Consider the following 17,619-nt stretch of genomic DNA (forward strand, 5'->3'; position numbering starts at 1 on the left):
GCTGTCAGGGCTTGCCTACGGCTCGACCTGACCTACGCCGCGGCTGCCGTGTTCAGGCGGCCATGAACAAGGTCACTGTAATCCGCGATCATCGTCCGGCAGACATCGCCCGGCGTGAAGGTCCAGTCGCCGATGCGGCTGACCGGCGTCACCTCGGCGGCCGATCCGGTCAGGAAAATCTCCGACGCGTCCTTCACCTCATCCAGGGTGAAATGGCGCTCCACCACGCTATAGCCCCGGCGCTTGGCCAGATCGATGATCGTCCGGCGGGTGAGCCCATCCAGGAAACAGTCGGGGATGGGGGTGTGGATCACCCCATCCTTCACCATGAAGAAATTCGCGCCCGTCGCCTCGGCCACATAGCCCCGGTAATCCAGCATCAGCGCGTCCTGGCGGCCGTTGCGCTCCGCCTCATGCTTGGAAATGGTGCAGATCATGTAGAGGCCGGCGGCCTTGGCCTCCGTCGGGGCGGTGTCCGGGGCGGGGCGGCGCCAGCGGGCGATTTCCAGCGAAATGCCCTTCATCCGGGCTTCCGGGGTGAAATAGCTGGGCCATTCCCAGCAGGCGACGGCCAGGTGGATTTTGTTGGCCTGCGCGGCGACACCCATCATCTCGCTGCCCCGCCAGGCGACGGGGCGCAGGTAGCCGTCACGCAGGCCGGCGGCTTTGCAGACCTCCCGCTTGGCAGCGTCGATCTCCTCGGCGCTGTAAGGAATATCGAAGCCCATCAGTTCCGCTGAGCGGCGCAGGCGCAGCGAATGTTCGTGCGACTTGAAGATCACGCCATTGTAAATGCGCTCCCCCTCAAATACACAGCTTGCATAGTGCAGGCCGTGGGTAAGCACATGCACCTGCGCCTCACGCCAGGGGACCAGTGCCCCGTCGAACCAGATATGGCCGTCACGGTCATGGAAGGGGATGATCGTCATTTGGGCTTCCTTGTTTTTTTATGTCGCGTATAACTCCATCCACGATACGGAATTGCGGAAATAAGTCAACATGGCTGACATAAAATCGGGACCGAACCCGCTTTTCCTGCGTGAGGAGGATCTTCGCCAGGGCATCGAACTGCTGTTCTACGCCTATCGCGACTTCACGGCGGAGCCCGACGCCATGCTGGCGAAGATCGGGCTGGGGCGGGCGCATCACCGCGTCGTCTATTTCGTGGGCCGCTATCCGTCGATCACGGTGACGGAACTGCTGGGCATTCTGCAGATCACCAAGCAGAGCCTGAGCCGCGTGCTGTCCGATCTGGTGGAACAGGAATATATCGCCCAGCGTCCGGGCACCAAGGACCGGCGCCAGCGCCTGCTGACCCTGACGGAGAAGGGGGTGGAACTGGAACGCGCCCTGTCGGACGCCCAGCGCGCCCGCATCGCCCAGGCCTATCGCGCGGCGGGGGCGGCGTCGGTGGAAGGGTTCCGCACCGTCATGCTGGGCATCATCGACCCGGAGGACCGGGCCAAGTTCCCGCCGCCGGGCAAGCGGTGACCATTGGCCCCGTCCATGCTATGTGAGGGGCCATGATCACCGATCCCGCCGAGCAGCCGCATATATTGGTCGTCGATGACGATACGCGCCTGCGCGAGGCGTTGCGCCGGTATCTGGGCCAGAACGGGTTCCTGGTGACGGGGGCGGCCGATGCGGCGGAGGCGCGGGCCAAGCTGGCCGGGCTGGAATTCGACCTGATCGTGCTGGACGTGATGATGCCGGGTGAAAGCGGGCTGGAACTGTGCCGCGACCTGTCGGGCAAGGGCGGCGCCCCCATCCTGATGTTGACGGCGCGCAGCGAGGCGGATGAGCGCATCCACGGGCTGGAGGCCGGGGCCGATGATTATTTGTCCAAGCCGTTCGAGCCGCGCGAGCTGGTGCTGCGCCTGAATGCCATCCTGCGCCGTACGGCGCGCCGCGCGCCGCGCGCCGCGCTGGGGGCGGTGCCCATCCGCCTGGGCCGTTATCTGTTCGATGCGGAACGGGAGGAGTTGCGCACCGGCGAGGAGATCATCCGCCTGACCGCCATGGAAGCCAGCCTGCTGCGCGTGCTGGCCGCCGAACCCGGTATGGTGATGAGCCGGGAGGCGCTGGTGGAAAAGGCGGGGGTGGATGCGGGCAATGAGCGCACCATCGACGTCCAGGTCACCCGTCTGCGCCGTAAATTGGAAGATGATCCGCGCGAGCCGCGTTATCTTCAGACGGTGCGCGGCGAAGGCTATGTGTTGAGGCCCGATTGAACGGCTGGTTGCAGGAACTGTGGCGGCGGCGCCCCCGGCCGATGCGCGCGGCGAAACGCTACGTGCCGGCGACCCTGTTCGCGCGCTCGCTGCTGATCATGATGACGCCCGTGGTGCTGGCCCAGGCCATCGCCACCTTCGTCTTCTATGACCGGCATTGGGACACGATGACCAATCGCCTGGCCAATTCGGTGGCCGGCGAGATCGCCTTCGTCATCGAACAGCTGGCCCGCGACCCGGATGACGGCGCGCGGGAGGAAACGCTGTCCATGGCGGCCCGCAATACCGACATCCTGTTCACCTGGACACCGGGGGAGGAGTTGCCCGACCCGCCGGCCCGCCTGCGCGGCGGGCTGGAGGAGACGCTGGGACAGGCGCTGGACGACCGGGTCCGCCGGCCCTGGCGCATCAACAGCAATGTCGCTCATAAATGGATCGAGATCAGGGTGCAGCTGCCCGACGGGGTGCTGTCGGTGCTGTCGCCAGAGCGGCGGCTGTACAGCTTCACCAGCTATCTGTTCATCATCTGGATGCTGGGCAGCTCCCTGGTGCTGTTCTCCATCGCCACCTTGTTCATGCGCAACCAGATCAGGCCCATCCGTCGATTGGCGGTTGCGGCCGACGCGTTCGGCAAGGGCCGCGACATGGCGGATTTCCGGCCGGAGGGGGCAGTGGAGGTGCGACAGGCGGCGCACGCCTTCCTGCTGATGCGCGACCGTATCCGCCGGCAGATCGCCCAGCGCACAGAGATGCTGGCCGGTGTCAGCCATGATCTGCGCACGCCGCTCACCCGCATGAAACTCCAGCTCGCCATGATGCCGGACATGGCGGAGGTGGAGGAGCTGAAGGCCGATGTGGCCGAGATGCAGGTGATGATCGACGGCTATCTCTCCTTCGCGCGTGGCGACGGGGAGGAGGAGGAGCGGCAGGTGGACCTGTCGCTGCTGCTGGCCGAGATCGCGGGCAATGCGCGCCGGGAAGGGGCGCGGCTGACGCTGGACCCGATGGTGACGCAGGGCGAAGCGGTGGTGCTGCCCCTGCGCCTGCTGTCGCTGCGCCGGTGTCTGAACAATTTGATCGGCAATGCCGCGCGCTATGGACGCCATGTCTGGCTGAGCCTGGAGCGGCGCGGGAATTTCGTGGAAATCCTGATCGATGATGACGGGCCCGGTATTCCCGACGATCAGCGCGACGCCGTGTTCCGTCCGTTCTTCCGGCTGGAACCGTCGCGCAACCAGAAGACCGGCGGCGTGGGCCTGGGCCTGACCATCGCCCGCGACATCGCAAGGCGCCATGGTGGCGACGTCATCCTGCGCGACAGCCCGCAGAAGGGGCTGCGGGCTGTCGTTCGATTGCCTTTATAGTGCCGCCGGCCCACATCCGTGGGATCGGGTGACTATACGGTGCCCTTCATCCAATAGACCGCGCAGTGGTCGATATGGCGGATAGGGTCGGTGATGGCATTGGCATCGCGGAAATCATGGATGGCCTTCGCGCAGGCCTCTACCATCTTGTAATCGTCCACGATGATCACGCCGCCGGGCGAGACCTTGTGATACAGGCTTTTCAGGGCATCCATGGTGCTTTCGTACATGTCGCCGTCCAGGCGCAGGATGGCCAGCTTGTCGATGGGGGCGGTGGGCAGCGTGTCCTTGAACCAGCCCTTCAGGAACCGGACCTGGTCATCCAGCATCCCGTATTTCTCGAAATTGGCCTTCACCTGTTCCAGGCTGACAGCCAGTTCCTTGAATTGCGACAGGTCATCGCATTTCGCATCCTCGGGATATTCCGCCGCATTGATCGGCGGCAGCCCTTCAAAGGAATCCGCGACCCAGATCGTCCGGTCGGTAATGCCATAGGCGGCCAGCACAGCCCGCATGAAGATGCAGGCCCCTCCACGCCAGACGCCGGTTTCGATGAAATCGCCCGCGACCCCTTTCCCGACCACATGGAAGATCGCGTCGCGGAGATTGTCCATCCGCTTCTCGCCGATCATCGAGTGGGCCTTCAGGGGCCAGTCGAGACCGTAGCTGCGGCGTGTTGGTTCATACCCGGCGGCAAAAGGGCCCGAGGACGGGTCCTCATAGATCATGCCGATCAGACACTTTTTCATCAGGTCGATGTAAAGGAGACGGGCGTCACTGATTGGCATAAATCGACCCCGAGATATTCCGGAATATTCGTGTTCCCTCAATCACCGGGCCCTGCTATGCGGCTTGGCTCACAGCGCATGGGCGCCGGTGGGGGCTGTCAAGTTCGTGGGAATTCTGTCACTTCACTTCGACCGCGTAAATGGCGATGTCCGGTGTGGTCTTCACCAGCCCGCGGGCCTTCAGGAACTGGGCGAAACGCTCATACCGGGCACGGTCGAGCGCGCGGGGGCTGTGGGCGAAGCGGGCGACGCTGTCCTTCCAGGCGCGCTTGTTCAACTCGGTATCCAGATCCTTGCGGCCCTTGATGAACAGGGCCCAGGCGGCGTCGGGATGATTGATCAGGTACTGGGTGCCGCGTTCCACGGCGGAGAGGAAGCGGCCGATACGCGGATCGTTCACCTTGCCCTTGGCGGTGATGAAGACCAGCTCGTCATAGGCGGGAACGCCTTCCTCCTCCGGGAAGAAGGCGCGGCCTTCCTTTTTCTCGATCGCCATCTGGTTCAGTTCGAAATTGCGGTAGCCGCCGACGATGGCATCCACCTGTCCCGCGAACAGGGCCGGCGACAGGGAGAAATTCACATTGATCAGGGTGACGTCCTTCAGCGACAGCCCGTGCTTTTCCAGCATGGCGCCCAGCAGCGCATCCTCGAACCCGCCCACGGAGAAGCCGACCTTCTTGCCCTTCAGGTCCTTGATGGACTTGATGGGGCCATCCTTCAGCACGATGACGGTATTCAGCGGCGTGGCCACCAGTGTGCCGACGCGGACCACGGGCAATCCTGCATCGACCTGCAAATGCAGCTGCGGCTGGTAGGAGATGGCGATGTCGCCCTGGCCGGCGGCCACCAGGCGCGGCGGGTCGTTGGGATCGGCCGGGGCGATCAGGTCGACGGCCAGCCCTTCATCCTTGAAGTAGCCCTGTTCCTGGGCCACATAGAGCGGTCCATGGTCGGGGTTCACGAACCAGTCCAGCAGGACTTCCAGCTTGTCCTGGGCCATGGCGGGCACCGCACTTGCCATGGCGGCGGCCACGGCCATTGCCCGCATCCAACGCATCTTCATCTCATGTCTTCCTTGCTGATCACGCTGTCGGGAAGCCAGGGCAATGCCCGGCGCAAAATCACGTCCACCAGCAGCCACAGGCAAACGGCCAGCAGCGCCAGGATGAAAAGGGCGGCGAAAGTCAGGTCGGTCTGCACCCGTGCGGTTGCATGCAGCATCAGATAACCCAGGCCGGCGGACGCCCCCACCCATTCGCCCACCACCGCCCCGATGGGGGCCACGGCGGCGGCCATGCGCAGGCCGGAGCCCAGGGCGGGCAAGGCCGCCGGCACGCGGATATGGCGCAAGGTCGCCCAGGGGCCGGCCCCCATGGTGCGCGCCAGATCCAGCCAGCCGGGATCGGTGCGCCGCAAGCCGTCATAGAAGCTGGCCGTGACGGGGAAGAAGATGATCAGGGTGGCCATGGCCACCTTGGACGCCATGCCATAGCCCAGCCACAGCACCAGCAGCGGGGCGATGGCGAAGACGGGCACCGCCTGGCTGGCCAGCAGCAGCGGCAGCAGCCAGCGGCGGGCCGCCTGTGACGCCGTCAGGGCCAGGGCCGCCAGCCCGCCGCAGAGCGTGCCCAGCACCAGGCCCAGCACGATCTCCAGCGCCGTGTATCCCGCATGGTGGGCCAGCAGTTCCCAGTCGTTCCAGAGGCGCAGGGCCACCCATTCCGGACCCGGAAGGATGTAGTGCGGCAGGTCGGCGAGCCGGACCAGCAGGGCCCAGGCCAGCAGCAGTCCGGCCAGGGTGATGATGGGCCGCAGGATACGCCCGGTCATGCGCCACCTCCGCGCAGGCGGGACAGCAATTGGCCCTGCAGCGCCAGCAGGTCCGGCAGGTCGGGGGCGCGTGGTGTGGGGCCGGGCGGGGTGATCGGGTCGGACAGGCGTGCGGGCGTGCCCGACAGGACCAGCACCTGATGGCCCAGGCGCAGCGCCTCCATCGGGTCATGGGTGACCATCAGCAGGGTGCGGCTGGACAGCAGGCGGGCGGCCAGATCCTGCATGTCCAGGCGGGTGATGGCGTCCAGGGCGGAGAAGGGCTCGTCCATCAGCACGATGGGCCGATCCTCGAACAGGGTGCGGGCCAGGGCGGCGCGCTGGCGCATGCCGCCCGACAGGGCGTCGGGCCGTTGTTTTTCCCAGCCATCAAGCCCCACGGCGGCCAACAGGTCCATGGCCCGATCGCGGATCGCGGCATCGATCCGGCCGCCGCGCAGTTTCGTCCCCAGCATGACATTGTCGAGGATACTGGCCCAGGGCAGCAGCAGATCCTGCTGCCCCATCCAGGCGATGCGGCCGGCGACGGGCAGATCATCATCGGCGGTGACGGTGCCGTCACCCGGCAACAGCCCGGCGATGCGGCGCAGCAGGCTGGATTTGCCCACGCCGCTGGGTCCCAGCAGGCAGGTGGTCGCCCCCGCCGGTGCCGTCAGGTCCAGGCCCGTGAACAGCGTCTGCCCGCCGAAGGCGATGGCGGCGTCGCGGACATGGATGGCAGGGGCGGACGGGACCGCGCGCGGCCCCGATGGATCGGTCATGGGTCACTGTCCCTACGCCGGTTTCAACCGGATCAGGTTCCAGGGGTCGTCCCGTCCGGGACCTCTCAGCCGACCATCGGCTCCCCCCAGTGAGGTGGGTTGGTTATGGCAAACAGAGGGCGGCCCCGCAAGGCCATTGGCACCCTACATGGGGCCGGGGACAGTCCTTGCAGACCTGCATGGATAAGTGTCAAATTTCCTTGCCAGAAACGGGAGATACCATGCGCAAGCCCCTTATCCTCGCGTCCTTCCTGTCGGCCCTGGCGCTGCCCGCCCAAGCCGCCTCCCTGCCGGAAGGCCCGGCCCTGCAGGCGGCCATCGAGAAGGCCGATACGGAGTTCTTCAAGGTCTTCTTCGAGGGTTGCGATCCAACCCGTGTCGCCGCGATGCTGATGCCGGATTTCGAGATGTACCACGACAAGGGCGGGGAGGTGGCGCGGTCGGCCGCCCCGTTCGTTGCGGAATACCAGAAGGGTTGTGAGGAAAAAAAGAAGCCAGATGCCTGGCGCTCGCGCCGCGAACTGGTGGCCGGGACCATGACCCTGCATCCCATCGCCGGTGTCGGCGTGATCGAACAGGGCGACCATGTGTTCTATGAGCGCAAGGGCGACGGGCCGGAAAAGCTGGTGGGCAAGGCCCGCTTCACCCAGCTCTGGCGGCTGGAGCCCGATGGCTGGAAGCTGGCGCGCGTCTTCTCCTATGACCATGAGGCCGTGAAATAACGTCGCGGGTGGTGCGCTGCACTTGTTCCATGCCGCGTCGCGGCATAGGATCGGCCCATCATGCCCGACAGCGCCGCCCTGTCCGACCCCGCCCCCGCATCGCGCCCCGACGCGATGGCCCGACCGCTTTACCTGGGCGGGGAAATCTATCGCCATTCCAGCTATGGCAGGAAGCATCCGCTGTCCATTCCGCGCGTCACGGTCGCCACCGACCTGATCCGCGCCATGGGCTGGCTGGAGGATTCAGCATATCTGGACAGCCCGCAGGCGACGGCGGAACAGCTGGCCCGGTTCCATGAGCGCGATTACATCGACGCCGTGCAGCGGGCGGAGCGCGACCAGCGCGTCGATCTGGACACGGCCCTGCGCTATGCGTTGGGCAAGCTGGAAAACCCGGTCTTCCCGGAAATGTACCGGCGCCCGGCCATTGCGGCGGGGGCGGCCATAATGGCGGCCGATCTGGTCCGCGATGGCGGGGTGGTGCATTCCCCGGCCAGCGGTACCCACCATGCCCGGCCCGGCCGGGCTAGCGGCTTCTGCTTCTTCAACGCGCCCGTCCTGGGGCTGATGGCCCTGCTGGACCAGGGGCTGGACCGTATCCTCTATGTCGATCTGGATGCCCATCATGGCGACGGGGTGCAGGATGCCTTCCATGATGATGAACGCGTCCTGACCATCTCCACCCATGAGGAGGGGCGTTGGCCCTATACGGGTAAGCTGGCGGACCGGGCCGGTGGCATGGCCCGCAACATCCCGCTGCCCGCCGGGCTGAACGATGACGAATTCCGCCATGTGGTGGAGGAAGCGATCATCCCGCTGGCCGTGGCCTTCCGCCCGCAGGCGATGATGATCCAGACCGGCGCCGATGCCCTGGCCGACGATCCCTTGTCGCGCCTGTCCCTGTCCAACCGTGCCCTGTGGCGGGCGGTGGGCGATCTGGTGGGGCTGGCGCCGCGCACCATCGTGGTGGGCGGCGGCGGCTATAATCCCTGGTCGGTGGGCCGGGCCTGGGCCGGCATCTGGGCCGTGCTGAACGGCATCGACCCGGTGCAGGCCGAGCTGACGCCGGAGGCCGGGGCGGTGCTGAAATCCTTGACCTGGGACCGGCGGGAGGGGCGCAATCCGCCGGCGCGCTGGTTCCAGACCCTGGCCGATGCTCCGCATGAAGGCCCGATCCGCGACATGGTGCGGCAGGCAGCCGCAAGCGTCCGCGATCTGTGGTAGGATAGGCATCAGCGCCACCCTTTTCGGGAACCATCATGCTGCTGCGCCGTCTGGTCTTTGCCCTGCTGCTGTCCCTGTCGCCGGCTATGCTGCCGGCCATGATCCCCGATGCCGCCGCCCAGATGGGGCCGCAGACGGGCCTGAACCGCGATACGCTGGTCGTGGAAAGCAAGGGCGGGCATCGCCACACCTTCAATGTCGATCTGGCCCTGACCCCGCGGCAGCAGGAAATCGGCCTGATGTTCGTCCAGAAGATGGAGGATGAGCGCGGGATGCTGTTCCTGAACGATCAGGAGGGCAAGCTGGCCTTCTGGATGAAGAACACGCTGATCCCGCTGGATATCATCTTCGTCGATGCCAATGGCTATATCCTGAACATCCAGCATGGCAAGCCGCATGACCTGACGCCGCTGCCATCCGCCGGGCCGGCCATTGCCGTCCTGGAAATCAATGGCGGACTGGCGGGCAGGCTGGGCATCCGGCCGGGTGACCGGCTGCTGCATCCGGCCTTCGGTGTCAAACGGCCGAATTGATTTCCGTAGGTCAGGTCGAGCCGCAGGCGAGCCCTGACAGTATCGCTTGAAGCCTTTTATGTCAGGGCTCGGGGCTTTGCCCCTCGACCTGACCTACGGCGCTGCGATCTGATTGGCGCACCATGCGGCAGGCGGGCGACTGACTATCGGAGATACCCCGAACCCGCACATTTCCAGGAGGATACGGCGTGGTAGAGTGACAATATGGTACTCTACACGCCCCCTCTGCAGAATCTGCCGCAGCCGGTGACCCCGCCCAACCGGGACCGAGCGGTGACCGGCGTTCAGCCGGTGGGGGACCGTCGCCAGGGGGATCAGGACCGCCGCAAGGGCGGCCGCAGCCTGCGCCATCGCCTGCTCGACCTGCTGATGGAGGAGGTGGAGAGCCTTCCCGACCTGTCGGTACGGCAGAAGCAGCGAATCCGCCGCAATCTGGACCGTTTTGCCGAGCGGCCGCCGCTGCCCCCGACACCCATGGAACGAGGACCCCCGCCGGCTGCACCGCCTTTGGTCGAGGCGGCAACGCCCGTCATCGACAGCGTCGAGCCGCCGGTACCCGATCAGACCATCTCCGTGCAGACGGACGATGTGATATCGGCGGAGGAGCTGGCGCCGCTTAAGCTGGTGGATGGCATGGATGCCAACCAGCTTGGACAGGAGATCGAGCGCCTGATGGCCCTGCACAGCGAGCAGGCAGTGAAGATCGCCTCCTACATCCAGGCCCTGAAGACCGTCACGCCCGACGATCATCAGGTGGACCTGGATATCTGACGGTTACTTCCCCAGCGCCTTGATCAATTCCCCCATATTCTTCACGTATGCCGCCGTGGAGATACCCTCCACGGGCGTGTCCGTAGTGTAGGGGGAGGTGTCGCTGGTATCGCCGACGCGGGTCGCGCGATATTCGCCACCCACCGGCGTGGCCGGGCCATCGCCGATATAGGGGTTGGAAATGGTGGTCAGCATCACCGGCCAATAGCCGCGATTGTTCAGCCCGCCGACCAGTTCCGCCAGCTTGCCGCCATCGGCCACCTTCTCCGCCCCGTCCTTCTTCATCATGTCGAAGACATCAACATCGCGCAGGGTGAAATAGCGGGGCAGGGCATAGGTGCCGGGCTTGGCCAGCAGGGGCGAGCCCTTGGAAACCGCCTCGCCGGCCGTGGCCGCCAACTCCTTATATTCCTTGCGCAGCGCCTCGGTATTAATGGAGCGGAAGGAGCCGTAATGGGCGATGATCTCGTTCGGGCTGTCGCTGGTGTAATATTCGCCATTGACGACGTTGGAGCCGCGGCGATGCAGGTAGAGCGGCTTGCCCTCCCCGATGGTGATGAAGGTCGGGTGGGTGCGGCCCTGGCTGCGCAGGTTGGCGGGTGACTGCACCTTGTCCAGCCAGTCCAAAGCGTCGGGCACGCGCGCCAGATATTTCGCATCGCCGGTCAGGCGGTAGAAATTCAGTAGCTGCTTGATATTGTTGGCCGTGGTGTGGGTGGCGAAACCCTCCGGCTCGTATGTGCGGGCACCAGCCGGCTTCAGGTCGGTGGTGCGGTGCTGCAGGCCCCAGGCGGGTTGCGGCTGCGGTTGCTGGGTGGCCAGGAAGATGTCCATGCCGCGCCGGATCGGGTCCAGCAGCTTCTTGTCGCCCAAGGTCTGATAGGCAAAGACCAGAACCTCCAGGTTCTCGCCCGCCACATCATCGTTGAAGGTGATGTAGCCGGTATAATCCGGGCGGCCATGGACGCCGCCATCCTTGACCAGCGGGAAACGTTGCGGCCAGCCGCCATTGGGGTATTGCGCCTTCAGGATGAAGCCCAGGGCATTGTCCAGGGCCTTCCTGATGCCCTTGTCCTTCTTCTCCAGATAAAGGCGCAGCAGGAACTGCGTGGCCTCCGCCGTGCCGGCATCATCGAAGGTGCCGTTGCCGTAATAGTGATGGAATTCCTCCATCCGCCAGGCGTTCTTGCCATAGGTGGCGTACCAGCGCTGTTCCGCCTCCGGTCCCGCCGTGTCGATCACATAGTTCCAGCCGCCGCTTTCCAGCTGGCCCTTGATCAGGGCGGTGGCGGTTTTCATGGCGGCGTCCAGATACCAGGCGTCGCCCGTGGCGTGCCAGGCATCCAGGAACAGGTTGCCCATGGTCGGCGTGCCCGGCGGCTGCACCCAGATCATGGTCGGGCTGGCCTCCAGCTCCCCCCAGCGGCGGGAGAAGTCGGGCAAGTACTGCCAGACGAAGCCGCCATTCACCGCCGCTTCCTCCACCATGAACCGGCTGGCCCGCTTCATGGTGGCCAGGATGGTGTCACGGCTGGGCGCCTGCGCCGCCTCCTGCGCGGCGGGCGCTGCGGCGGTGGCCGTCTGGGCCTGGGTGGGCAGGGACAGCACCAGCGGAAGGCAGGCGCAGATCAGGGCGCGCTTGAACGCGGCGAAAGGCATTTCGGGTGTCTCCGGGCTTCACTCCAGCGGCGGCTCTTCCGGCCACCATTGAGCAGAGTAGAGCATAGATGACACCGGTTTCCTAGTGCCATCATGCTACCGGTGTCATTTGAGTGTCCCGGTTGCCTGGAGCATGGATTGCGGCAGGAACCGTAGGTCAGGTCGAGCCGAAGGCGAGCCCTGACAGTAAAGGCTTGGTACCTGCACTGTCAGGGCTCGGGGCTTTACCCCTCGACCTGACCTACGGCTTTTGGATCAGAACCTTACCGTCCCCGACAACACCCATTGCAACGGCTGTTGCGGGTAATAGGCGTAGGGGCCGTCATTGTTGGCCACGACATTATTGACCTTGCGGTCGAACAGGTTGCGGCTGGTCAGCGTCAGGTCCAACCCCTCCATGCCGGTCCAGGTGATGGCGGCATTGGCCAGCATGTAGCCACCGGCCTTGCGGCTGTTCGCACCATCATAGGCATAGTCGCCGGAAATGTCGGCCCAGGTGCGCAAGGTCAGGGATGCTGCTTCCACCGCCTGCACAAGTTCCACCCGTCCGGCATGGCGCGGCACGCCGGCCACGTCGTTGCCGGTGAAGTCGAACGGCCGGTTGGTGTCGGGTTCCAGGAAGGCGTTTTCCGTCCAGATGGCCTGCGTATAGCCATAAGACAGGTTCAGGCCGGTGCCATTACCCAGATCGGCGCTGGCCTCCAGCTCGATCCCGCGCGAACGCTGCTTGCCGCTGTTGATGGTGCGGGCGGAGCCGCCCACGGGCAGCAGTTGCAGCAGGTCGGAGCGGCGGAGCTGATAGGCCGTCACGCTGGCCGTGAAGCGGCCATCCACCGTCTGACCCTTCACGCCCGCTTCGATATTGCGGGCGATTTCCGGGTTCAGGTCGGTATCGCGGTTGCGGAACGACCAGATGGGGCCGAAACCGGGGCTGAACCCCTCACCGAAGCTGGCATAGGCGGTGACCAGATCGGTCATGCGCCAGCGCAGCGAGGCCTTGGGGCTGAGATGGCTGTCACTGTCCTTCACGGTGACTTCCGGGTCGGGGCCGTAGCCGCTGCCCGAGGGGCCGTAATGCACCTTGCGCTGGAACCGGTCCAGGCGGGCGCCGACGCTGGCCGCCAGCTCGCCCCAATCCGCGTCAAGCTGCGCGAATGCTGCCTGGGTGCGGTTGCGGGCCTTGGCGTTCAGCAAATGGTCGGACTGCCACAGGTCGGCATCGACATGGGCACCGGTCAGGGCGTCACGGCGCTGGGTGTAGAAGCGGGGCCCAAAATCGAACTCCCCGGTCCAGGTCTCGACATGGAAGGCGTTGACCTGTTCGGCCGAGATGCCGGCCAGCAGGCGCCAGGTGTCGTCGATGCGCGCGTCGACCTGCTGTTCGGCGAAGTACGTGTCGGTGGAACCGTCGACCCGGAAGCCGGTGAAATCCACCGTTCCGGCGGCGGGGTCGTAGGCATTGAAGAAGCCTTGGCGGCCGGCTGTGTTGGCGTGGCGGGCATGAAGGCGGGTGGTGCCGGTGACGCTGTCGGTCCAGTCACTGGTCAGGACGGCCGTGCCCGTCCACATGCGCTTGTCGAAACCGGCATCATCCTGGTTCCAGTTGCCTTTGCGCCCACCGGGTAGGGGTATGGGGATGCCGTTGGCATCGGTCGGCAATTCGCCGGCCAGGCCCTGCTCGGTGTTCACATAGGTGCCGGTTAGGTTGAGTGTCGTGGCCTCGCCCAGGTCCAGGCGCTGTTTCACGAACAGGGTCTGTTCCTTGCGGTCGGTGCGGTCGCGCCAGCCGTCGGAACCCTGGGCCTGGGCGGAGATCAGGATGGCACCGACATCTCCCGTGGCCCGCTGGACCATGGTGGCGGCGTTCCACCAGCCATGGGAGCCGATGCCCGCCTGGGCCTGGGCGATGGGATCATCCGTCACTTCGCGGGTGATGTAATTGATGGTGCCGGCAATGGCGCCGCGCCCATACAGGGCGCTGGTGGGGCCGCGCACGACATCCACCTGTCCGACCACGCCGAAGGGCAGCTGTTCCATATCCACCTCGTCATCGCCGGTGACGAAGGGCACGCCATCCATGAGGATGGTGATCGTGTCGTTATGGACGCGGTTGGGCACGCCGCGGATGGTGATGTCGGTATAGGTACCCTGGTCGTTGGTCTTCACGACCAGACCGGGCAGGCCGCGCAGTTCCTCCCCGATGAAACGGGTGGCCTTGGCCTCGAAATCCGTGCGGTCGACGCGCGACACGCTGGCGGGGACATCGCGGATTTGGGTGGCACGACGGGTGGCGGTGACGACGATCTCGTCTAGCGCCGTTTCGGCCGATGCGGGAAGCGACAGGGCCACAAGGGCGGTCGTCGCGGACAGAATACGGGCGTAAAAGCGGTGGGATGTGTGCATGGGTTGCGGAACCAATGTCTGGGGTTCGGTCTGGGTTCCGCGCCTGAATTCACGAAATCTTATTTCCGTGCAAGGAAAAGCCGGCGGTGGGCAGCTATGTGTTCGCCTCGAACGGATTCGATCCGTCGCGTGTCTCCACCTCGATCACCCACAGGTCGGGGTCGCGCTTCACGTGGCGTTCAACGAAGGCCTGGGCCTCCATTTCGTCGATCATGCCGCCATTGGCACCCGGCACCCAACCCAGCTTGCCATTGATGTCGCGGCCTTGGCTGAACATGCGGCTGCCCTGGAACCCCACCGTCACCTTCAGCAGGATCAGCCCACTTTCCCGTTCTCCCTTGCGCAGCACATAGGCCGGCACACCCGCCGCCGACAGGCGCCAGAGATGGGATTGCACGAAAAGATGGGTGGGCAGGCGTTCTTCCATGAGGATGATCCTAGTTCGCGCTCGACTTCAAACGCTTGTTCGATTTGAATGGGGTCCGTTCCTAACGACCATGTTGGATGCCCCGATGCAAGCCCCGGACGCCCCGCTGTTCAACCGCGCCCTGCTGACCAACGATGATGGCGTGGATGCGTCGGGCCTGGCGGCCCTGGTGGAGGCGGTGACGCCGCTGGCGCGGGAAGTGTGGATCGTGGCACCGGAACATGACCAGTCGGGCGTGTCGCGGGCACTCAGCCTGCATGCGCCGCTGCGCCTGTTCGATCGTGGCTTCCGGCGCTATGCCGTGTCGGGCACGCCCAGCGACTGTGTCATCGTGGCCCTGCGCCATGTGCTGCGCGACAATCCGCCGGATATCGTATTCTCCGGCATCAATCGGGGCGCCAACCTGGCGGAAGAGGTCGGGTATTCCGGTACGGTCAGTGCGGCGCTGATGGCGCAGCTGTCGGGCGTGCCCGCCTATGCCGTCAGCCAGGCTTGGCGCGACCGCAACAATGTCCGCTGGCACACGGCGATCAGCGGCCTGGACGCCGTGGTCCGCCGCTTCGGCGCCCCCACCAGCGTGTTGAACGTGAATTTTCCGGATGTGGAACCGGAAGAGGTGACGGGGCTCAGCGTCACCCGCCAGGGGCCACCGGGCACCATGGCGCTGGATGTGGACACGCGGGAGGATACGCGCGGCTTTCCCTATCACTGGCTGTCAATGCGCCGCTCGCCGGCCCGGCCGGGGGGCGACGACACCGATGTCGCGGCCCTGCGCCGACGGGAGGTCAGCGTGACGCCGATCGGGTTCGACATGACGGATGTGGCGGCATTGGCAAGGTTGCAGGGGTAGCCTTCACCCCACGAACAGCGGCCCGGTTTCAAAGCTGCTGCGCTTGCCCAGGTCCTTCTCGTGCCGGTCCAGCCATTCATCGGCCGCCGCCCGGCCGGTGTCACGCAGGTCGGACAGGAAGCCCCAATCGGCGTTCAGCTTGCTGGACACGCCCAGATGGCCCATCCGTTCCTCCGCCTCGATCCGGTGCAGGCGGATGGGCCGCATGCCGGAACCTTCCGGCGTCATTGCACCCTTGGCCAGCAGATGGTTGACCAGCTCGATCGACCGCAACTCACGCACGAAGGTGGAATTGAAGCTGATCTCGTTGATGCGATCGACGATGGCGGTGGGCGCCTTGGGCACCTCCGGCCGTTCGATCGGCGTCACCTGCACGATCAGGATGTCGTTGGTGTCGGTTTGCTTGATCAGCGGGTCCAGCACGGGATTGCCCATATAGCCGCCATCCCAGTAATGCTCCCCGTCGATGCGCACCGCCTGGAACAGGAAGGGCAGGCAGGCGGTGGCCAGCAGGCAGTCCACCGACAGATCCTTGCCCTGGAACAGTCGCAGCCGGCCGCGCGCCACATTGGTGGCGCTGACGAACAGGCGCATCTGCTCGGCATCCTGCAACACCTTGAAATCGATCAGCCCTTCCAGCACATCGGCCAGCGGGTTCAGCCCCAGCGGGTTGAACTGATAGGGCGACATCATGCGGATCATCAGGTCGAACCCCGCATAGACGGGGTGCGCCTCGACATTGGGATTGCCGGTCAGCTGGGTCAGAAATGACGGCGACATCGGGCCGAAGGCGTTGGCCTTGGCGACGCGCCGCCAGAACCGGTACAGCAGGTCGCGCGCCGCCTGCGGCCCGCCCGTCAGCCAGCCATAGGACAGCAGGGCACCATTAATGGCGCCGGCCGAGGTGCCGGAAATGGCCTCCACATCCAGCCGGTCAAGCTCCAGCAGCCGGTCCAGCACCCCCCAGGTGAAGGCGCCATGTGACCCGCCCCCCTGCAATGCAAGACCAAGGCGGGGACGGGGGGCGGTTTTGGATCGGGTCATGATGCACTTTGACTGGGGAGGCGGGAAAGACTGATCGCAGGTTGATCCAAACGGGCGTTCGAATTCAACAATTATACGTGTTCCCGGTGATCGTAAGCGATCACCGGGCCTCAATTGCCGGCGGCGCCATCCGGCGCCTTGGCTACGCCGCATGTGCGGCGCGGCGGCGGTCGCCGCCATACCAGAACCCGGTACCGGGTTCTGGTGTTACTGCGCGGTCCAGCCACCATCGACGGGCAGCGATGCGCCCTTGATGTTCGCGGCGGCATCGCTGCACAGGAAGACGGTGAGATCGCCCAGCTGTTCGGGCGTGGTGAACTGCTTGGAGGGCTGCTTTTCCGACAGAAGCTTCACCTGTGCCTCGGCGATGCTGATCCCCTCGCGGGCGGCCAGGGCGTCGATCTGCTTCTGCACCAGCGGGGTCAGCACCCAGCCGGGGCAGATGGCGTTGACGGTGATGCCGCTTTCGGCATTCTCCAGTGCGGCCACCTTGGTGACGCCCAGCACGCCATGCTTGGCCGCGACATAGGCGGCCTTGTTGACGCTGGCCACCAGCCCATGGGCGGACGCGATATTGACGATGCGGCCCCAGCCCTTGGCCTGCATATGCGGCAGCGCCGCCTGCATGCCGTGGAACACGGCCGACAGGTTGATGGCGATGACACTGTCCCAGCGTTCGGCGGGGAATTCGGTGATCGGGGCCGTGTGCTGGATGCCGGCATTGTTGACCAGGATGTCGGCCGACCCCAGCGTGGTGACGGCCAGATCGACCATGCCCTTGATCTGGTCCGGCTTGGTCATGTCGGCGGGGGAGTAGAGCGCCTTGACGGCGAATTCCGCCTCGATCCCGGCCCGCACCGCCTCGATCTCGGCCGCGTCGCCGAAGCCGTTCAGGACCACGTTGGCCCCCGATGCCGCCAGCCGGCGGGCGATGCCCAGGCCGATGCCGCTGGTGGAGCCGGTGATGATGGCGACCTTACCCTTCAACATGATGGCACTCGCTTCCTGGGGT

17 protein-coding genes, 1 pseudogene and 1 riboswitch are annotated in these 17,619 nt (G+C 65.5%); of the genes and pseudogenes, 8 read left to right on the plus strand and 10 right to left on the minus strand.

What is annotated here, in order from left to right; translation table 11 throughout:
• Nucleotides 1-32: 32 nt before the first annotated feature.
• Entirely contained in the window at nucleotides 33-929 is an 897-nt protein-coding gene (locus tag ACM9HJ_RS12555; protein ID WP_416572074.1) for a branched-chain amino acid aminotransferase, read from the minus strand.
• Between the two features lie 70 nt (nucleotides 930-999).
• Here ACM9HJ_RS12555 and ACM9HJ_RS12560 point away from each other — a divergent pair, with 70 nt between their 5' ends.
• The 3 genes from ACM9HJ_RS12560 to ACM9HJ_RS12570 are packed head-to-tail and all read left to right on the plus strand — an operon-like array spanning nucleotide 1,000 to nucleotide 3,595.
• The gene (locus tag ACM9HJ_RS12560) at nucleotides 1,000-1,491 is read left to right on the plus strand and encodes a MarR family winged helix-turn-helix transcriptional regulator (protein ID WP_416572075.1); all 492 of its coding nucleotides are present in this window, start codon (nucleotides 1,000-1,002) and stop codon (nucleotides 1,489-1,491) included.
• 32 nt (nucleotides 1,492-1,523) lie between these two features.
• Entirely contained in the window at nucleotides 1,524-2,231 is a 708-nt protein-coding gene (locus ACM9HJ_RS12565; RefSeq protein ID WP_416572076.1) for a response regulator, read from the plus strand.
• Nucleotides 2,228-3,595 (plus strand): ATP-binding protein, encoded by a 1,368-nt coding sequence (locus ACM9HJ_RS12570; RefSeq protein ID WP_416572077.1) that lies wholly within the window; start codon nucleotides 2,228-2,230, stop codon nucleotides 3,593-3,595. Before ACM9HJ_RS12565 ends, ACM9HJ_RS12570 begins: the two co-directional genes overlap by 4 nt.
• Nucleotides 3,596-3,627: 32 nt before the next feature.
• Here the strand turns inward: ACM9HJ_RS12570 and ACM9HJ_RS12575 are convergent.
• The 4 genes and pseudogenes from ACM9HJ_RS12575 to ACM9HJ_RS12590 all read right to left on the minus strand — a co-directional run.
• Nucleotides 3,628-4,272 (minus strand): annotated as a pseudogene (locus ACM9HJ_RS12575) (TylF/MycF/NovP-related O-methyltransferase); the annotation flags it as partial.
• A gap of 229 nt (nucleotides 4,273-4,501) precedes the next feature.
• Nucleotides 4,502-5,446, minus strand: a complete 945-nt coding sequence (locus tag ACM9HJ_RS12580; RefSeq protein WP_416572078.1) for an ABC transporter substrate-binding protein — start codon at nucleotides 5,444-5,446, stop codon at nucleotides 4,502-4,504.
• Complete coding sequence (locus ACM9HJ_RS12585; RefSeq protein WP_416572079.1) at nucleotides 5,443-6,213, minus strand: ABC transporter permease; 771 nt, start codon at nucleotides 6,211-6,213, stop codon at nucleotides 5,443-5,445. Before ACM9HJ_RS12585 ends, ACM9HJ_RS12580 begins: the two co-directional genes overlap by 4 nt.
• Complete coding sequence (locus tag ACM9HJ_RS12590) at nucleotides 6,210-6,974, minus strand: ABC transporter ATP-binding protein (RefSeq protein ID WP_416572080.1); 765 nt, start codon at nucleotides 6,972-6,974, stop codon at nucleotides 6,210-6,212. Before ACM9HJ_RS12590 ends, ACM9HJ_RS12585 begins: the two co-directional genes overlap by 4 nt.
• Nucleotides 6,967-7,071, minus strand: a riboswitch (TPP riboswitch). Its footprint overlaps the gene before it by 8 nt.
• Nucleotides 7,072-7,195: 124 nt before the next feature.
• Between ACM9HJ_RS12590 and ACM9HJ_RS12595 the strand changes: the two genes are divergently transcribed.
• The 4 genes from ACM9HJ_RS12595 (at nucleotide 7,196) to ACM9HJ_RS12610 (ending at nucleotide 10,224) form a co-directional block, all read left to right on the plus strand.
• On the plus strand, nucleotides 7,196-7,696 hold the full coding sequence (locus ACM9HJ_RS12595; protein WP_416572081.1) for a nuclear transport factor 2 family protein: 501 nt from the start codon (nucleotides 7,196-7,198) through the stop codon (nucleotides 7,694-7,696).
• Nucleotides 7,697-7,756: 60 nt separating this feature from the next.
• The gene (locus ACM9HJ_RS12600; RefSeq protein ID WP_416572082.1) at nucleotides 7,757-8,920 is read left to right on the plus strand and encodes an acetoin utilization protein AcuC; all 1,164 of its coding nucleotides are present in this window, start codon (nucleotides 7,757-7,759) and stop codon (nucleotides 8,918-8,920) included.
• 35 nt (nucleotides 8,921-8,955) lie between these two features.
• Nucleotides 8,956-9,453 carry a DUF192 domain-containing protein gene (locus ACM9HJ_RS12605; protein WP_416572083.1) on the plus strand — a complete coding sequence of 166 codons (498 nt, stop codon included), beginning with the start codon at nucleotides 8,956-8,958 and terminating at the stop codon, nucleotides 9,451-9,453.
• Between the two features lie 273 nt (nucleotides 9,454-9,726).
• Nucleotides 9,727-10,224 (plus strand): hypothetical protein, encoded by a 498-nt coding sequence (locus ACM9HJ_RS12610; protein ID WP_416572084.1) that lies wholly within the window; start codon nucleotides 9,727-9,729, stop codon nucleotides 10,222-10,224.
• 3 nt (nucleotides 10,225-10,227) lie between these two features.
• Here the strand turns inward: ACM9HJ_RS12610 and ACM9HJ_RS12615 are convergent, their stop codons facing one another.
• The 3 genes from ACM9HJ_RS12615 to ACM9HJ_RS12625 form a co-directional block, all read right to left on the minus strand.
• The gene (locus ACM9HJ_RS12615; RefSeq protein WP_416572085.1) at nucleotides 10,228-11,883 is read right to left on the minus strand and encodes a pectate lyase; all 1,656 of its coding nucleotides are present in this window, start codon (nucleotides 11,881-11,883) and stop codon (nucleotides 10,228-10,230) included.
• A 255-nt stretch (nucleotides 11,884-12,138) separates the two neighbouring features.
• Complete coding sequence (locus ACM9HJ_RS12620; RefSeq protein ID WP_416572086.1) at nucleotides 12,139-14,286, minus strand: TonB-dependent receptor; 2,148 nt, start codon at nucleotides 14,284-14,286, stop codon at nucleotides 12,139-12,141.
• A gap of 94 nt (nucleotides 14,287-14,380) precedes the next feature.
• Nucleotides 14,381-14,713 carry a DUF1491 family protein gene (locus ACM9HJ_RS12625; RefSeq protein WP_416572087.1) on the minus strand — a complete coding sequence of 111 codons (333 nt, stop codon included), beginning with the start codon at nucleotides 14,711-14,713 and terminating at the stop codon, nucleotides 14,381-14,383.
• Nucleotides 14,714-14,798: 85 nt separating this feature from the next.
• Here ACM9HJ_RS12625 and surE point away from each other — a divergent pair, with 85 nt between their 5' ends.
• Nucleotides 14,799-15,563, plus strand: coding sequence for a 5'/3'-nucleotidase SurE (surE, locus tag ACM9HJ_RS12630; RefSeq protein ID WP_416572088.1), 765 nt, complete (start codon nucleotides 14,799-14,801; stop codon nucleotides 15,561-15,563).
• A 3-nt stretch (nucleotides 15,564-15,566) separates the two neighbouring features.
• On the opposite strand, the gene ACM9HJ_RS12635 is transcribed toward surE, so the two are convergent.
• Complete coding sequence (locus ACM9HJ_RS12635; RefSeq protein ID WP_416572089.1) at nucleotides 15,567-16,607, minus strand: patatin-like phospholipase family protein; 1,041 nt, start codon at nucleotides 16,605-16,607, stop codon at nucleotides 15,567-15,569.
• Between the two features lie 207 nt (nucleotides 16,608-16,814).
• Nucleotides 16,815-17,597 carry a 3-hydroxybutyrate dehydrogenase gene (locus tag ACM9HJ_RS12640; protein WP_416572090.1) on the minus strand — a complete coding sequence of 261 codons (783 nt, stop codon included), beginning with the start codon at nucleotides 17,595-17,597 and terminating at the stop codon, nucleotides 16,815-16,817.
• Nucleotides 17,598-17,619 lie beyond the last annotated feature (22 nt).

Origin of the sequence: Niveispirillum sp. KHB5.9, assembly GCF_048066115.1 — a bacterium.
In the GTDB taxonomy this organism is placed as follows: domain Bacteria; phylum Pseudomonadota; class Alphaproteobacteria; order Azospirillales; family Azospirillaceae; genus Niveispirillum.

Excerpts from the sequence above, each read along its gene's own strand:
- ACM9HJ_RS12600 (WP_416572082.1), top strand. The coding sequence starts at position 7,757 with ATGCCCGACAGCGCCGCCCTGTCCGACCCCGCCCCCGCATCGCGCCCC.
- ACM9HJ_RS12580 (WP_416572078.1), bottom strand. The coding sequence starts at position 5,446 with ATGAAGATGCGTTGGATGCGGGCAATGGCCGTGGCCGCCGCCATGGCA.
- ACM9HJ_RS12595 (WP_416572081.1), top strand. The coding sequence starts at position 7,196 with ATGCGCAAGCCCCTTATCCTCGCGTCCTTCCTGTCGGCCCTGGCGCTG.
- ACM9HJ_RS12585 (WP_416572079.1), bottom strand. The coding sequence starts at position 6,213 with ATGACCGGGCGTATCCTGCGGCCCATCATCACCCTGGCCGGACTGCTG.
- ACM9HJ_RS12615 (WP_416572085.1), bottom strand. The coding sequence starts at position 11,883 with ATGCCTTTCGCCGCGTTCAAGCGCGCCCTGATCTGCGCCTGCCTTCCG.
- ACM9HJ_RS12590 (WP_416572080.1), bottom strand. The coding sequence starts at position 6,974 with ATGACCGATCCATCGGGGCCGCGCGCGGTCCCGTCCGCCCCTGCCATC.
- surE (WP_416572088.1), top strand. The coding sequence starts at position 14,799 with ATGCAAGCCCCGGACGCCCCGCTGTTCAACCGCGCCCTGCTGACCAAC.
- ACM9HJ_RS12635 (WP_416572089.1), bottom strand. The coding sequence starts at position 16,607 with ATGACCCGATCCAAAACCGCCCCCCGTCCCCGCCTTGGTCTTGCATTG.
- ACM9HJ_RS12565 (WP_416572076.1), top strand. The coding sequence starts at position 1,524 with ATGATCACCGATCCCGCCGAGCAGCCGCATATATTGGTCGTCGATGAC.
- ACM9HJ_RS12625 (WP_416572087.1), bottom strand. The coding sequence starts at position 14,713 with ATGGAAGAACGCCTGCCCACCCATCTTTTCGTGCAATCCCATCTCTGG.
- ACM9HJ_RS12605 (WP_416572083.1), top strand. The coding sequence starts at position 8,956 with ATGCTGCTGCGCCGTCTGGTCTTTGCCCTGCTGCTGTCCCTGTCGCCG.
- ACM9HJ_RS12640 (WP_416572090.1), bottom strand. The coding sequence starts at position 17,597 with ATGTTGAAGGGTAAGGTCGCCATCATCACCGGCTCCACCAGCGGCATC.
- ACM9HJ_RS12620 (WP_416572086.1), bottom strand. The coding sequence starts at position 14,286 with ATGCACACATCCCACCGCTTTTACGCCCGTATTCTGTCCGCGACGACC.
- ACM9HJ_RS12555 (WP_416572074.1), bottom strand. The coding sequence starts at position 929 with ATGACGATCATCCCCTTCCATGACCGTGACGGCCATATCTGGTTCGAC.
- ACM9HJ_RS12560 (WP_416572075.1), top strand. The coding sequence starts at position 1,000 with ATGGCTGACATAAAATCGGGACCGAACCCGCTTTTCCTGCGTGAGGAG.